This is a genomic window from Pseudomonas sp. Kh14 (genome assembly GCF_900291005.1).
Taxonomy (GTDB): domain Bacteria; phylum Pseudomonadota; class Gammaproteobacteria; order Pseudomonadales; family Pseudomonadaceae; genus Aquipseudomonas; species Aquipseudomonas alloputida.
Map to the genome: position 1 here is coordinate 640,395 of NZ_OLKJ01000034.1, position 16,036 is coordinate 656,430.

Consider the following 16,036-nt stretch of genomic DNA (forward strand, 5'->3'; position numbering starts at 1 on the left):
GGCCATCGAGAGGGGGCGCCAGGCGCCCCTGCCCATCACAGCCCCTCCAGCTCCGCCATCAGGTCACTGAGCCGGTCGACCTTGTCATCATCCAGCGCACTGCCCTGCAGCCCCTGAACATACTCGGCCAACGCCTCCACCGTGCTGCACTCGAACATCGCCCGCAGCGGCACGTTCAGCTGTAGCTGCTTCTGCACCCGCGAAGCGATCTGCGTGGCCAGCAGCGAATGCCCGCCCAGCTCGAAGAAGTTGTCGTGCACCCCCACCCGCTCGGCTTTGAGCACATCGGCCCAAATACCCGCCAACACGTCCTCCAATTCATTGCGTGGCGCCTGATAGGCCTGACTGTACTGGACGCCGATGTCGATGGCTGGCAAGGCCTTGCGGTCGAGCTTGCCGTTGGCGTTGTGCGGCAAGCTGTCGAACCAGCCCCAATGCAACGGCACCATGTACTCCGGCAACTCGGCACGCAGTCGTTGCTTGACCTGCTCCAGCAACGCGGCATCGGCACTGACGCCCTGGTGCGCTACCAGGTAGCCAACCAGATGCTTGCCGTTCACGCCCTCCTGCACCGCCACGGCGGCATCGCGAATTTCCGCCTGCTCATGCAGCCGGGCCTCGATCTCGCCCAGCTCGATGCGATAGCCGCGAATCTTCACCTGATGGTCGATGCGCCCGACGTACTCCAGCACACCGTCCAGGCGCTGCCGTGCGAGGTCACCGGTACGGTACAGGCGCTCTCCCGGTGCCCCGTAAGGGTGAGGAATGAACGCCAGCGCCGTGCGCACCGGGTCACTGACGTAGCCACGGCCTACACCCGTACCAGCCACGCACAGCTCGCCCACCGCTCCCAGCGGCACCAGCGCCTGGTCCTCGCCGAACAGGTACAGCCGGTTGTTATCGGTGGGCGTGCCGATTGGCAGGTAGCTGCCTTGGGTCGAGGCGGCATCGACGCGGAAGAACGCCACGTCATCCGAGCACTCCGCCGGCCCATAGGCATTGACCAGGCCGATCTGCGGGTAGCGCTGCAGCCACTGCGCCGCCAGCTCCGGTGGCATGGCCTCGCCGGTCGGCAGCATCCAGCGCAGGCCGTCGAGGGCCTGGTGGTCGCTGGCCAGCATGCCCTGGATCAGGGACGGCACGCTCTCCAGCACGGTGATGCCGGTGGCCTGCACGTGCGCCAGCAGGCCCTGCGGGTCGTGGGCGATGGCGTTAGGCACGATCTCTACCTTGGCGCCGAACAGCGGCGCAGCCAGGAACTGCCAGACCGAGATGTCGAAGCTTTGCGAGGCGGTCTGGGCGATCACGTCCTGCTCGCTCAGCGCCAGGTAAGGCACCTTGCTCAGCTGGTTGTTGAGCATGCCGCGCTGCTCGACCATCACCCCTTTCGGCAGGCCGGTCGAGCCTGAGGTGTAGATCACATAGGCGAGGTTGTCCGGGCCACTGTGGATGCCCGGGTTGTGGCTTGCGATCGGGTTGGCCTGGACGTCTTCCCAGACCAGCAGTTGCGGCCGCAGCGCAGCCTCCAGCTCACCGAGCAACTGCCGCCCCTGCTCGGCGCAGGCCGCGCTGCACACCAACACTGGCGTGCGGCTGAGCTGGATGATGCTTTGCAGGCGCGCCGCCGGCAGGCCCGGGTCCAGCGGCAGGTAGCCGGCGCCGGCCTTGAAGCTGCCGACAATCATGCCCAGCAGCGGCAACCCACGCTCGGCAAGCAGTGCCACTGGCTGGTCCACGCAGACCCCGGCAGCCACCAGCGCATGGCCCAGGCGGTTGGCCGCCAGGTTCAGCCCGGCGTAATCGTAGGACGCCTCCAGGCAGCGGGCCACGGTACGCTGTGGATGCGCCACGACCTGCGCTTCGAACTGCGCGATGTAGCTCTGTTCCAGCGGATAAACCCGCTCGGTCCGGTTGCAATCCTCCAGCAGGAAGCCTTGCTCCTGGGCGCTCAGCAACGGTAGCTCGCTCACCTCCCCTTCAAAGCCTTGTACCAGCGCCAGCAGCAGGCGCTTGAATTCGGCCAGCAGGCGCTCGACGGTCGGGTAGTCAAAGTAGCGCTGGTCGAACGACAGGTGCAGGCCCAGGTCATCACCCGGGTAGCACACCGCCGTCAGCGGGAAGTTGGTGTGGGTACGGCCCGAGTCGGAGCTGGCGTTCAGGTGCTGGGCGTGATCGAGCACGGCGGTTTCAACCGGCGCATTCTCGAACACGAACAGGCTGTCGAACAGCGGCTGGCCCTTGGGCAGCTCGCTGCACGCCTGGATCGCCACCAGCGGCAGGTATTCGTACTCGCGCAGTTCCATGTTGCTTTGCAGCAGGCCCTGCAGCCACTGGCGTACGCTGCAGCGCTCACCAGCGATGGGCAACTGCACGCGCAGGGCCACGCTGTTGATGAACAGGCCAACGGTGCGCTGCATCTGCGGCATGCTCACCGGGCGCCCGGCCACGGTCACGCCAAAGGCCACATCGCGGTCGCCGCTGTAACGCGCCAACACCAAGGCCCAGGCCGCCTGGGCGAAGGTGTTGACGGTGAGCTGATGAGCCTGGGCCAGTTCACGCAGACGCACACCATCACTCATCTCCAGGCGGGTGTAGCAGTCGCCGACGACCATGCCGCTACCGGCGTGGTCATGGCGCAGCGGGCGGTCGCTCGGGATGGCTGTGGCACGTTCGAAGCCAGCCAGGTTGGCCTGCCACCAGGCGCGTGCATCGTCCAGGCCCTGGCGCTGCAGCCAACCGATGTAATCGCGGTAACGCGGTGGCACCGGCAGTTGGGCCTGACGGCCTTCGCCAAGGGCCTGGTAGACCTCGAAGAAATCGTTCATCAACAGCGAGCGGCACCAGGCATCGATAAGGATGTGGTGGTTGCTCATCATGAACCAGTAGCGTTCATCGGCCACGCGCACCAGGCGCAGGTGGAACGGTGCTTCGCTGAGCAAGGCAAAGCCGGCCTCGCGCTCCTGCTTGTGCAGGGCCTGCAGGCGCTGCTCCTGGGCATCCTCAGCAAGGCCGCGCCAGTCCTGGTAGTCCACCGCCAGGTTGCCCGGCTTGTGGATGATCTGCAGCATCGCCTCGCCGCTGTTCCAGCTGAACGAGGCGCGCAACGCTTCGTGGCGCGCCACCACGGCCTGCCAGGCCTGGGCGAAACGCTCGGGGTCGAGGGCGCTGTTGATGCGGTAGCGGTCCTGCATGTAGTACAGGCCAGTGCCCGGCTCCAGCAGGGTGTGCAGCAGCATGCCTTCCTGCATCGGCGTCAGCGGGTAAACGTCCTCGATCTGCGCGGCCGGTACCGGCAATGCGTCGATCTGCTCCTGAGTCAGGTGCGCCAGCGGGAAGTCCGATGGGGTGAAGCTGCCATTGCCATCGGCCAGGCAATGCGCGACCAGCGCCAGCAGCTCCTGACGATAGGCCTCGGCCAGACCCGCGATGGTCTGCTGATCGTAGCGCTCGGCGCTGAAGGTCCAGCGCAGTTGCAGAGCACCGCCATACACCTGGCCATCGACGCTCAACCAGTTGGGCAACGGCGCATCGAGGTCATGGGCCAACCCGGCCGGGGCCTCCAGGGGCTGGAACAAGGCCGCACTGTCGAACTGCTGGTCGAACTGGCCCAGGTAGTTGAAGGTGATGCGCGCCTGCGGCAAGGCCGCCATCTGCTCGCGCCCGGCGGCATCCGCCAGGTAGCGCAGTACGCCGTAGCCCAGGCCCTTGTGCGGCACCTGGCGCAGTTGTTCCTTGATGCGCTTGATCGAACCGGCCCGCGCCGCGTCGTCTTCACCTGGCAGCGGACGCAGGCTCAGTGGGTAGGCATTGGTGAACCAGCCGACGCTGCGGGTCAGGTCCATGTCTTCGAACAGCCCATCACGGCCATGGCCTTCAAGCTGCACCAGCACTTCTTCATCGCCGCTCCAGCGGCACAAGGCCCGCGCCAGTGCAGTCAACAGCAGGTCGTTGACCTGGGTGTGGTAAGCCGCCGGGGCCAGTTGCAACAGCTGTCGGGTTTGCTCCACGTCCAGGCCGATGGCCAGGGTTTGAGCATGGCGATGCAAATTGCCGCCCTGCGGATGGTCGCACGGCAATTCGCGACGCACACCGCCCAGCTGGCCTTGCCACCAAGCCAGTTCGTCACGTAGCGAATCGCTGCCGGCGTAGCTGGCCAGGCGCGCGGCCCAGTCGCCGACGGCGTGGGTCTTGGCCGGCAGAGGCTGGCCACGATACAGCGCCTGCAGGTCTTCCAGCAGCACCCGCCAGGACACACCATCGACCACCAGGTGATGGATCGCCAGCAACAACCGCTGGGTGCCCTGCCCGTCACGCACCAGCAAGGCGCGCAGCAGCGGCCCCTGTTGCAGGTCCAGGCTGCGCTGCACGTCAGTGTAGAGTGCCTGGCAATCATTGAAATCGGCGACAGTGGCGCTCCACAGCAGTTGCTCGGCACCAGGCTGCGCGTACTGCGCCTGCCAGCGGCCCTGGGCGTCGCTGAAGCGCAGACGCAGGCTGTCATGGTGCTGCACCAGCGCAGCCAACGCCTGTTCAAGGGTGGCCTCAACCAAGGGGTGGCGCACCTCCAGCAGCACGGCCTGGTTCCAGTGTTGCGGCTGTGGCACGTCACTGTCGAAGAACCAGTGCTGGATCGGCGTCAACCCGGCCTGGCCCTGGCGCAGTCCCTGCTCCACCGTGCTCACGGCTTCGCTGAGCTGAACCACAGCTGCCAGGGTCTGGATGGTCTGATGCTGGAACAGGTCGCGCGGCGTGAATTGCAAGCCGGCCTGCCGGGCGCGGCTGACCACCTGAATCGACAGGATCGAGTCGCCCCCCAGCTCGAAGAAGTTGTCCTGCACGCCGACCCGGGCAACGTTGAGCACCTCGCGCCAGATCTGCGCCAGCTGTGCTTCCACCTCATTGCCAGGGGACTGGTATTGCTGCCGCGCCTGCTCAAGGTCCGGCAGCGGCAGCGCACGGCGGTCGAGCTTGCCGTTGCCCATCAGCGACAGGCTATCGAGCAGCACCAGGTGCGCAGGCACCATGTAGTCGGGCAGGTGCTGGCGGGCATCGGCTTTCACCGCTTCGCGCAGCAGTTGTTGCGCGTCGCTACTGGCGGTGGCCTGCCTGCACACCAGATAGCCCACCAACTGCTTGCCGCCCGGCAAGTCCAGCGCCAGCACAACGGCCTCGTCGACATCGTGGTGCGCCTGCAAGCGGCTCTCGATTTCGCCCAGTTCGATGCGGAAGCCGCGGATCTTCACCTGCTGGTCGGCACGGCCGACATACTCCACCAGGCCATCGGTACCCAGGCGTACCAGGTCTCCGGTACGGTACAGGCGCCCGCCTTTGGCACTGAACGGGTCGGCGACAAAGCGCTCGGCAGTGAGGCCTGGCCGGTCGTGATAACCCTGGGCCAGGCCGGCGCCGCCGACATACAGTTCGCCAATGCCGCCTTGCGGCAACAAGGCCAGATCCTCGTCGAGGATATAGGCCGTACGGCTACCGATGACGCGGCCGATTGGTACGCTGCCAAGGTCTGCTGGCAACGCGTCTGGCGCCAGGCACGCCAGCGGCATGACCACGGTTTCGGTCGGGCCGTAGGCATTGAAGCACTGCTGCGGTGCAAAGGCCTGGCGGATGCGTTGCAGGTGCTCGCCGGTCAGCGCTTCGCCCCCGGTAATCACCAGGCGTACCGGCAATTGTTCGCCCCGCCCGCCCAGGTACTGCGCCAGCTGGCTGCCGTAGCTGGGGGTAAAGCCCAGAATGCTTACCTGCTGCTCGCGCACCAACTGGCAGATGTCCTCGGCGCCCCACTGCCCCTGGGCGCGCAGCACCACACGCGCACCACACAACAGCGGCACCCACAGTCGCTCGCTGGCAGCGTCGAAGTTGATCGAATAGAAATGCAGCTCGCAGTCATCGCTGCGCATGCCGAATGCAGCGATCACCGCCTGGCAGTGCATGGCGAACTCGCCATGGCTGACCACCACGCCCTTGGGTTTGCCGGTGGAGCCTGAGGTGTAGATCAGGTAAGCCTGGTGCTGCGGCAGGCTGAGGTTGTCCAGCGGCGCATCGCTGTAGGCCGCCAGGCTGGCGGCATCGTCTTCCAGGCTCCAGCTGGCCACGCCTTCAGGCAGCTCGCCCAGGGTGTGCAGCAGCGCACGCTGGCTGAGCAGCAAGCCGATGCGGCTGTCTTCGATCATGTAGCGCAGGCGGTCGAGCGGGTACTCGGGGTCGAGCGGTACATAGGCGCCGCCGGCCTTGAGGATGGCCAGCAGGCCGACGACCATTTCCAGCGAGCGCTCCAGCGCCAGGCCCACGCGCACCTGCGGGCCGACACCCCGTTCGCGCAGGGCACGCGCCAGACGGTTGGCCTGCTGGTCGAGCTCGGCGTAGGTCAAGTGCTGGCCGGCGAAGGTCAACGCGCCAGCCTGTGGCGTGCGCGCGGCCTGGGCGGCGAACAGACCGTGGAGGGTCTGGCCAAGGTCGAAATCGTGTTCGCCCTGCAACTGGCCTGTAAGCACTTGTCGCTCGGCACTGCTCAGCATTGGCAGTTCGCACAGGCGGTGTTGCGGGTTGTCGAGCAAACCGACCAGCAGTTGTTGCCAGTGCTCGGCCATGCGCGCGATACGCGGCGCGTCGAACAGGTCGCGGCTGTAGGTCAGGCAGCAGCCCAGCCGGCCGTCCAGGTCGGTCACCTCCAGGTAAAGGTCGAACTTGGTGGCGCTGGCATCGTTGACCAGGTAATCCACCTGCATGCCGGCCAGCGTGCGGCTTTGCTGGAAGGCCCAGCGCTGCACGTTGCACATCACCTGGAACAGCGGGTTGTAGGCACTGCTGCGTGGGGGCTGCAGGGCCTCTACCAGTTGGTCGAACGGCAGGTCCTGGTGCGACTGGCCTTCGATGGCAGCCTGGCGAATCTGCTCCAGCAGCGCGCTGGCGGTCATCTGGCCGTCCAGCTGGCAGCGCAGCACCTGGGTGTTGAGGAAAGCGCCGATCAGGCCTTCGCTTTCCGGGCGGATGCGGTTGGCCACCGGCGCGCCGATACGCAGGTCGCGCTGGCCGCTGTAGCGGTGCAGCAAGGCGGCCAGGGTGGCGGTCATGGTCATGAACAGGGTCAGGCCGCGCTGGCTATTGAAAGCATGCACGCGGGCCACCAGTGCCGGATCGAGTTCGAAGCGGTACAGCTCGCCACGGTGGCTCTGGACTGCCGGACGCGGGCGGTCGGCAGGCAACGCCAGCACCGGGTGCTCGTCGCCCAGGCGGTGCTTCCAGTAGGCCAGTTGACGAGCGCCCTCGCCGCTTTCCAGCCATTGCCGCTGCCACACGCTATAGTCCAGGTACTGCACCGGCAGCGGCGCCAGTGGCGACTCGCGGTCATCGACAAAGGCTTCGTACAGCTCGCCCAGCTCGCGGGCGAAGATGTCCATGGCCCAGCCTTCGGTGACGATGTGGTGCAGCGTCAGCACAAAGAAGTGCTCGCGCTCGTTGGCCTTGACCAGGCACGCGCGCAGCAGCGGCCCCCGCTCCAGGTCGAAGGGCTGGTGCGCCTGGTCGTCGGCCAGTTGTTGCAAACGTTGCTGGCAGGCATCGTCTGACAAAGCGCTGAAGTCTTGCCAGTCCAGATGCAGGCCGCTGTCTTCGGCCACGCACTGGTACGGCACGCCGTCGATGCTGGGGAATGTGGTGCGCAAGGTTTCGTGACGCACGATCAGCGCCTGCAGTGCACGCTCGAAGGCGTCCACGTGCAGGGTGCCGCGCAGGCGTGCCATGCCGCCGACGTTGTACGCCGGGCTGTCCGGCTCCATCTGCCAGAGGAACCACATTCGCTGCTGCGAGTACGACAATGGCACCGCCTGACGGCGGTCGACACGGGTGATTGCACCTTGCAGGTTGCGCTCGCCGGCCGCGCGAAGGCGGGCGATCTCGGCACAGAAGGCGCCCAGCTCGCTGGCTTCGAACAGGGCCTTGAGCGGCAGCTCGACATCGCAGGCCTGGCGGGTGCGTGAAACGATCTGGGTAGCCAGCAACGAGTGGCCACCAAGGGCGAAGAAGTCGTCCTGCAGGCCAATGCGCGGCAGATTCAACACGTCGCGCCAGATGGCCGCGACCTGTTGTTGCAGCTCGGTTCGTGGCTCGACATGCTCACGCTGCTGCCACACTGGGGCAGGCAGTGCCTTGCGGTCGACCTTGCCGCTGGGGCCCAGTGGCATCTGTGCCAAGGGGATGAGTTGCGCCGGCACCATGTAGGCTGGCAATTGCTCAGCCAGCACGGCCAGCACCTCGGCAGGCTGGGCGCTGCCACTGTAATAGCCGACCAGTTGCGCGCCAACGGCGTCCTTGTGTATCAACACCAGCGCCTGTTCCACACCCGCCTGTGCCAGCAGGCAGGCCTGCACTTCCTCGGGCTCGACGCGGAAACCGCGCACCTTGACCTGCTGGTCGAGGCGACCAAGGTATTCCAGGGCCTCCAGCTGAACCTGCCAGCGGGCGCGATCGCCACTGCGGTACAGACGCTGACCATTGCCGTCGGCCTGGGGTACGAAGCGCTCGGCAGTGAGGCCGGGGCGGCCCAGGTAACCACGGGCCAGGCCCGCGCCACCGAGGTACAGCTCGCCCGGCACACCGGGGGCGCTCAGTTCCAGCTCATCGTCCAGCACGCGGCACAGCACATTGCCCAGCGGGCGGCCGATGGGCGAGCGCTCGCCGTCCGCCACCTGGCAGTGCCAGTGGGTGACGTTGATGGCGGTTTCGGTCGGGCCGTACCGGTTGTGCAGCTGCACCTGCGGCAGCACCTGCAGCAAGCGGTCACGCAGCGTGGCGGACAACGCTTCGCCACCCGAAAACACCCGGCGCAAGCTGCTGCAGGCACCTGCCTGCGGCTCCTGGACGAACACCTGCAACAGCGGCGGTACAAAGTGCAGCGTAGTCACCCCATAAGCCTGCACCAGGGCAGCGATACGCTGCGGGTCGCGATGTTCACCAGGGCCGGCGAGCACCAGCTTGCAGCCGGTGACCAACGGCCAGAAGCATTCCCACACCGAGACGTCGAAACTGATCGGCGCCTTCTGCATCAGCACGTCGCTGTCATTCAGCGCATAGGTCGTCTGCATCCACTGCAGGCGCTCGGCCAACGCCGCATGGGTATTGCCTACGCCCTTGGGCTGCCCGGTGGAGCCGGAGGTATAGATAACGTAGGCCAGGTTGTCGCCGTGCAGGTGCAGGCCGGGGGCATGGCTGGGCCAGCTGTCCAGGTGCAACTGGTCGAGGGCAATGGCGCTGACACCGTCGACCTGCGGCAGCTTGCCCAGCAGGCTGCTGTGGCTCAGTAGCAACCGGGCGTCGCAGTCGGCCAGCATGTAGGCCAGGCGTTCGGCAGGGTAATCGACATCCAGCGGCACGTAGGCACCGCCAGCCTTGAGAATGGCTAGCAGGCCGACCAGCAATTGCGGTGAGCGCTCGATGGCAATGGCCACACAGGTATCGGGGCCGACGCCTTTGTCACGCAGGTAGTGGGCCAGGCGGTTGGCTTGCTGGTGCAGCCCGGCGTAATCCAGGCTGCCCCCGTCCCAAACCAGGGCGGTGCGCTGCGGCGTCAGGCGTGCCTGCTCATTGAGTTGTTCGACCAACAGGTGCTGCGCTGCGGCGGCCGGTGCCTGGCCCCAACCCAGCAGCTGCGCACGGCCGGGCTCATCCAGCAATTGCACGTCGCCCAGCGCCTGCTGCGGCGCGGCACACACCTGTTCCAGCAGCGCCAGCAGGTGATGGGCCAGACGTTCGACGGTGCTGGCTTCGAACAGCTCCGTGGCGTAGTCGAAGGCCAGGCTCAGGCGGCCCAGATGGTCCTCCTCACTGTGCAACTGCAAGTCGAACTTGGCTTCGCGGCTGTGCCACGCCAGTTCTTCGGCCAACAGCCCTGGCAGGCGCCGCAGGGCTGACAGGTCGCGTTGCTGGTGGTTGAACATGACCTGGAACAGGCCCTGCTCGCGCGCATCGGGCAGGGCTTCGACAAGCTGTTCGAAGGGCAGGTCCTGATTAGCCTGGGCTTGCAAGGTGGCCTGACGTACCTGGGTCAGCAACTGGGTAAACGAGTGACGGCCATCGAATTGCGCGCGCAGCACCTGCGTATTGATGAAGAAACCGACCATGCCTTGGGTTTCCAGGCGCGGGCGGTTGGCGTTGGGCACGCCGACGCGGATATCGGCCTGGCCGCTGTAGCGCAGCAGCAGCGCCTGCCAACCTGCCAGCAGGACCATGAACAGGCTGGCCTGCTGCTGGTGGGCAAGGCCCTTGAGCGCTTCGCCAAGCCTGGCCGGCACCTTGAGGTTGAAGCGCGCAGCGCTGTGCTCGCGCTGGCTGGCGCGCGGGTGGTCAGTGCACAGGTCAAGCGCCGGCAGCTCACCACCAAGGTGTGCCTTCCAGTACTGCAACTGGCGTTCGGCTTCACCGTCAGCCAGCCATTGCCGCTGCCAGCTGCCGTAGTCGGCGTACCCCAGGGGCAGCGGCGCCAGGTTGGCCTCCAGGCCTTGGCAGCGAGCGGCGTACAGCTTGGCGAATTCTTCGAGCAGGATGTTCAGCGACCAGCCGTCGGCAACGATGTGGTGCAGGGTCACCCACAGCTGATGCTCTTCGTCGCCCAGGCGCACCAGGGTTACCCGCAGCAGCGGGCCCTGGGTGAGGTCGAAGGGCTGGCGGGCCTCGGTTTCACGCTGTGCGGCAACCTGCTCGGGCGAGTGCCCTTCAAGGTCCAGGCGGTGCAGGCTGAACGGCTGTTGAGGCAGGATACGCTGCAGCGCCTGGCCATTCTCTTCGCTGAACACGGTACGCAGCGATTCATGGCGCGCCACCAGTGCCTGGAAGGCCACTTGCAGAGCATTGACATCCAGCTCGCCACGCAGGTGCAAGCCGGCGGGAATGTTGTAGGCCGCTGATTGCGGTTCCAGCAGCCACAGCAGCCACAAGCGGTTTTGCGCCAGCGACTGGGGCAACGCCTGGGCGCGCTCCAGCGTGGTGATGGCTGCGGTGCCAGCGGCGCCATCGGCGATGATCTGTGCCACGGCCTTGCTGTAGTCGGCCAGTACCGGCGCCTCGAACAGGGTACGCAGGCTCAGGTCGATACCCAACTCATCGGCCAGGCGCGCTGTGGCCTGGGTGGCGGCGATGGAGTTACCGCCCAGCAGCAGGAAGTGGTCGTCCGCGGCCACCGCCTCTACCTTGAGGATGTCGCGCCACACAGCGGCGATGCGTGCTTGCAGCTCGTCGCCAGCGGATGCACGGGTACCGGCTTCGCTCACCTCAGGGAAACGGGCATAGCAGTCCAGGCTGCCATCGTCCATGCGCAGCCGGCAGGCAGAGCGCTGCAACTTGCCGCTGGAGGTCTTCGGCAGCGCGCCGGGGTTCAGCAGCAGGACCACGGCCGGGGCCTGTCGGCAGGTGTCGGCGACGACCTGGCGCAGGGTCTTGATCAGGTCCTGGGGCTTGAGTGCCTTTCGCACGTTGCGGCTGATCTCCACCGCGACACCGATGCCCTCCTCGCCTTGGTGCTCGACGGCGAACACCGCCACCCGGCCTTTGCGCAGCACCTGAACTTCGCGCTCGAGGGTTTTCTCCAGGTCTTGTGGGTACAGGTTTTGCCCACGCACGATCAGCATGTCCTTCAGACGCCCGGTGACGAATACCTCGCCGTCACGCATGAAGCCCAGGTCGCCGGTACGCAGCCAGGTCTGGCCGTCCATTTCGACGAAGGTTCGAGCGCTGGCTTCTGGGTTGCGCCAGTAGCCCCGGGCGATGCTCGGGCCGCCTGCCCAGATTTCCCCCACCTGGTTGTCGCCCAGCACTTGCAACTGTTGCGGCTCGACGATGCGTACCGCGTGCCCCGGCTGCGGGAAGCCGCAACTCATCAGCACGCTGCCAGTGCCGGGTTCGGCGCGGTTGGCGGCGAAGGCTTTGGCATCCAGCTCAAGCGCGGCGATACCCTGGCCACGACGGCTGCCGCTAACGAACAGGGTGGCTTCGGCCAGGCCATAACTGGCGAAGAAGCTCTGCGGGTCGAAGCCACAGGCCTGGAACTTGTCGGCGAAGGTGGCCAGGCTGTCCTGGCGGATCGGCTCGGAGCCGGAATAGGCCACGCGCCAGCGGCTCAGGTCGAGCCCGGCCAGCGAAGCCTCGCTGACCCGCTCGCTGCACAGGCGATAAGCGAAGTCGGGCCCGCCGCTGATGGTGCCACCGTATTCGCTGATGGCCTGCAACCAGCGCAACGGCCGGGCCAGGAAGTACCCCGGCGACATCAGCACGCAAGGCACGCCACTGAAGATCGGCTGCAGCAGGCCGCCGATCAGGCCCATGTCATGGTACAGCGGTAGCCAGCTGACGATCACATCGTCGGGGTTGAGGTCGATGCCAAAGCCTTGGCGGATCAGTTGCTCGTTGGCCACCAGGTTGCCATGGCTGACCTGCACGCCCTTGGGCAGCGCGGTGGAGCCGGAGGTGTACTGCAGGAAGGCGATGTCATCGCCCTTGAGCACGGGTTCACGCCAGTTCGCAGCCAGGGCCGGGTCCAAGCCATCCACTGCCAGCAGTTGGGGGACATTGTCCGCCGCCAGGGCTTCCAGGCCCTGCAGGCTGTCGTGCAGCGCCGCCACGGTCAGCAGCAGGCGCGGCTCGGCGTCATCGATGATCGACAGCAAACGCTCCTGGTGCTGCTGGCGCGCGGACTCCGGCGGGTAGGCCGGCACCGCGATCACGCCCGCATACAGGCAGCCGAAGAACGCCGCCACGTAATCTGGCCCGCTGGGGAACAACAGCACGGCACGGTCACCGAAGCTGGCGCGCGCCTGCAAGGCGGCGGCGATGGTGCGTGCACGCTGGTCGAGGTCCCGGTAGCTGAGCACGGCCTGCTCACCGGGCGTGTCGGCGAGAAAGCGCAGGGCAATCCTGTCCGGGGTCTGCGCGGCGCGTTGCGCCAGGGCCTGGACCAGCGAGAGCGGGAGTTCGAAGGCGTCCGTCATTGGGTGTTCCTGCCAGTGTCTGGTTAGGTCTGACAGCTGCTCCGCTAACGTGGGCGGGCAACGTATGCGACCGGGGATGTACACAGGGGAACGGATGGGCAGGGAGAGAAATTAGCGGGCAGGTCAGGCTTTAAGGGTTGATAAGGCATACCCCCAAAGCCAACCGCGCTTTAGAACTGAAACCCACAGATACTAATTACATTTCGCATTTGACAATTATTATCATCTTGCATAGTTTGTCGCACGTCGTAGGAAGCTTCCCAACCTTGGGCGCCTCCTCTCCCCTCTGTGACAAGGTGATTTCCATGGCGGAACAACTATCCACAAGTAAGTGCGATTCACCATTACTGCAGGCCTTCGTCGACAACCGCAGCATCCTGGTCAAGATCGCCGCCCGCATCACAGGCTGCCGCTCGCGGGCTGAGGACGTGGTACAGGATGCCTTTTTCCGGCTCAGCACCGCCCCGCAGATCACCTCATCGTTCAAGGCCCAGCTGAGCTACCTGTTCCAGATCGTGCGCAACCTGGCGATCGACCACTATCGCAAGCAGGCGATGGAGCTGAAGTACTCCGGTAGTGAAGAGGAAGGCATGAACGTGGTGGTGCAGAACGCCTCGCCCGAAGCCACCCACATCAACCGCGCCGCGCTGAATGACATCGCGGAGGCCTTGAACGAACTGCCGCCACGCACCCGCTATGCTTTCGAGATGTACCGCCTTAATGGCGTGCCGCAGAAGGACATTGCCAAGGAACTGGGCGTATCGCCGACCTTGGTCAACTTCATGATCCGCGATGCACTGGTGCATTGCCGCAAGACGGCCAGTCGGCAGGCCTGAAGATAGCTTCAAGCAAACGCGAGAGCGAACCTGGATCGCTCTCGCTTTTGCTTGCAGCGCTAGTGTGGTGTTTTGCAAATACGACCAATAACTCGCGAGCGATTTTTGCGTTCAGGCAAGGCGTCGCGACGAGTCGTAGCCCAGCTACGGCGAGGAGCGACAACGCCGCATGAGTGCAAAAAGCGCCGCGAGTTATGGTCGTTATTTGTGAAACACCACACTAGCCCCTACGTCAGCTTGCAACGATCGAAAAACCTCTCCCGCCCCAGAATCATCAACGCCGCCCGCTTGTGTGGAAAGTCGAACTCCTTGTCGCAATGGAAACATTGGTCGTGCATGTAGCCAATCATCTTGCCATTGTCGGCGCGCGGCTCGGCCACCACCCGCTGGGTGCGCGGGTCATCCAGGAAAAGGTAGTGCACCAACGCCGATAGCCAGCTGGCCACCTTGTGCGGCCCCCGGTGGCTCTCCTCTCCCACCAGCATATGGATACCACGGTCGTAGTCATCGGCCGGGTAGAAGGGGGCAATGCGGTCCTCCTTGGCCCAGTACGCCTCGAAGTAGGCAAACGGCTCGTCATCGAAACAACCGATCAACGTCAACGTATGCGGGTCGGCTTCGAGCTTGGCCAAGTATTCGCGGTGCTGCGCCAGCGTGCCACCCTCCTGCCAGAACGCCTCCACGCGAGGGTTGTTCTGCCAGCGGTTGAAACGCTCCAGGTCATGCTCGATCTCCAGGGTACGCAGCGATACCCAACTGCCCAAGCGCGCATCGAAGCGCCGGTACACTTCGCCCCGCGGCTTGGGCGCCCGGCGCGGGTGGCGCTTACCGTTGCTGATCTGCATCTGCTGCGGATATACCCCGGCAACCGACTCGCCCAGCCACGGCTGCGGCAGTTGCCAGAACAGTGCGCGCTCGCACAGGTACTGGCCAGGCTGTTCACCGGCCAGCAGCAGGCCACTGGCCAACGCCTGCGGCAACACTTCGGGCAGGTGCCAGGTCAGGCGCTGGCAGGCCGTATCGCGCGACAGCAACCAATAACAGGCGGCCCACAAGGCTTGGTAGGGGCGCTCGGGGCAAAAGCGCTCAAGGTGAACGTGCAGAGAAGCGCCAGCCTCCAGTCGCAACTGGATCAGGGGGCGGCCTTCAAGGGCCAGGCTTAGCCAGCTGTCGCCCTCCTCGGCACTGAGGCTGCGCCAGCGTGGCGGTGACTGTGGCTGCGAAGCGGCATCGAACGGCATGGGCTTGACTCACGAAAATGAAGAAAAGGCACACTGCAGGGAACGTTGCCGCAACACGGGAATTTAGTCTTGCGGTGCAGCCACCGTGATGCGGTACGGCTCGAAGATGCGCGCCAGTTCACCGCTGTCACGCAGGCCACGCAGCAGGGCAGCGAACGACTGCTCGCCAATAGGCGACCCCGGGCGCAGCAAAGCGTAGTGGTGATAGACCTGGTCAATGCGTTGCGAAGGCACCAGCTGCGCCCTGCTCGCCGGGTTGCGTGCCAGGAAGTCGCTGAGGTAGGAACGCGTGACCAGGGCAATATCGGCGCGGCCGGCCAGCACCATCAGCAGGTTGCTGTCATGGGAATAGGTCAGGGTCGCGTTGTATGTCTTGCGCAGGTAGTCCGGGTCAGTGTTGAAGCTGGCGAACGCGTAGTGGTAGCCGTTGAACAAGGCAAGGCGTTTGCCGCGCAGGTCATCGAAATAATGCGGATCATTGCCGTTTGCCTTGCGGGCGACGAACACTTCGGCATCTTCCAGGCCCATGTCCACGGTCTGATGAGCAATCTGCTCCCAGCCCCATTGTGGGTTCTCGAAAATAGCCATGTCGGTGCGGCCCTGCTGGAAGTCACCGAAGCGCCGCTGGATAGACGTAGGCACCAGAACGAAGTGATAGTGCTGCTGCGCCCGGTTGAGTGCATCGACCAACTGCGGCAGCAAACCGGTATCGGCACCTTGCTCGGGGCGCACTGTGTAAGGCGGGAAATGGGCTGCGCCAATCTTCACTTCAACCGCCTCGCCAGCCCATACCGGTGCCGCCAACCAGAACACGGCCAGCAGCATCAGGGTGGACAAGGCCTTGAGGCCGGGCGCTGGAGTCAAGACGGACACTCATCACGGTTTATGCCTGTATGCGCTTAAGCTAGGCGTTTTCCAGGGGCGACACAACTACTGACGCCTGCTCTTTGTGCCAAAGCAGGCGGCAAAA

General features: G+C 65.3%; 4 protein-coding genes. 1 reads left to right on the plus strand and 3 read right to left on the minus strand.

Annotation, left to right across the window (positions count from 1 at the left end):
* Positions 1 to 35: 35 nt before the first annotated feature.
* A complete protein-coding gene (locus tag FQ668_RS20145) occupies positions 36 to 12,989 on the minus strand; it encodes a non-ribosomal peptide synthetase (RefSeq protein ID WP_144180602.1) in 12,954 nt (4,317 codons plus the stop codon).
* Positions 12,990 to 13,294: 305 nt separating this feature from the next.
* Between FQ668_RS20145 and FQ668_RS20150 the strand changes: the two genes are divergently transcribed.
* On the plus strand, positions 13,295 to 13,825 hold the full coding sequence (locus tag FQ668_RS20150) for an RNA polymerase factor sigma-70 (protein WP_010954997.1): 531 nt from the start codon (positions 13,295 to 13,297) through the stop codon (positions 13,823 to 13,825).
* 227 nt (positions 13,826 to 14,052) lie between these two features.
* On the opposite strand, the gene FQ668_RS20155 is transcribed toward FQ668_RS20150, so the two are convergent.
* Both FQ668_RS20155 and FQ668_RS20160 read right to left on the minus strand, forming a co-directional pair.
* Positions 14,053 to 15,066, minus strand: a complete 1,014-nt coding sequence (locus FQ668_RS20155; RefSeq protein WP_014590234.1) for a GNAT family N-acetyltransferase — start codon at positions 15,064 to 15,066, stop codon at positions 14,053 to 14,055.
* Between the two features lie 63 nt (positions 15,067 to 15,129).
* Positions 15,130 to 15,930, minus strand: a complete 801-nt coding sequence (locus FQ668_RS20160; RefSeq protein ID WP_019437881.1) for an ABC transporter substrate-binding protein — start codon at positions 15,928 to 15,930, stop codon at positions 15,130 to 15,132.
* Positions 15,931 to 16,036 lie beyond the last annotated feature (106 nt).

Bases quoted from the DNA above. Each gene is read 5' to 3' on its own strand.
- FQ668_RS20145 (WP_144180602.1), bottom strand. From the start codon at position 12,989: ATGACGGACGCCTTCGAACTCCCGCTCTCGCTGGTCCAGGCCCTGGCG.
- FQ668_RS20150 (WP_010954997.1), top strand. From the start codon at position 13,295: ATGGCGGAACAACTATCCACAAGTAAGTGCGATTCACCATTACTGCAG.
- FQ668_RS20155 (WP_014590234.1), bottom strand. From the start codon at position 15,066: ATGCCGTTCGATGCCGCTTCGCAGCCACAGTCACCGCCACGCTGGCGC.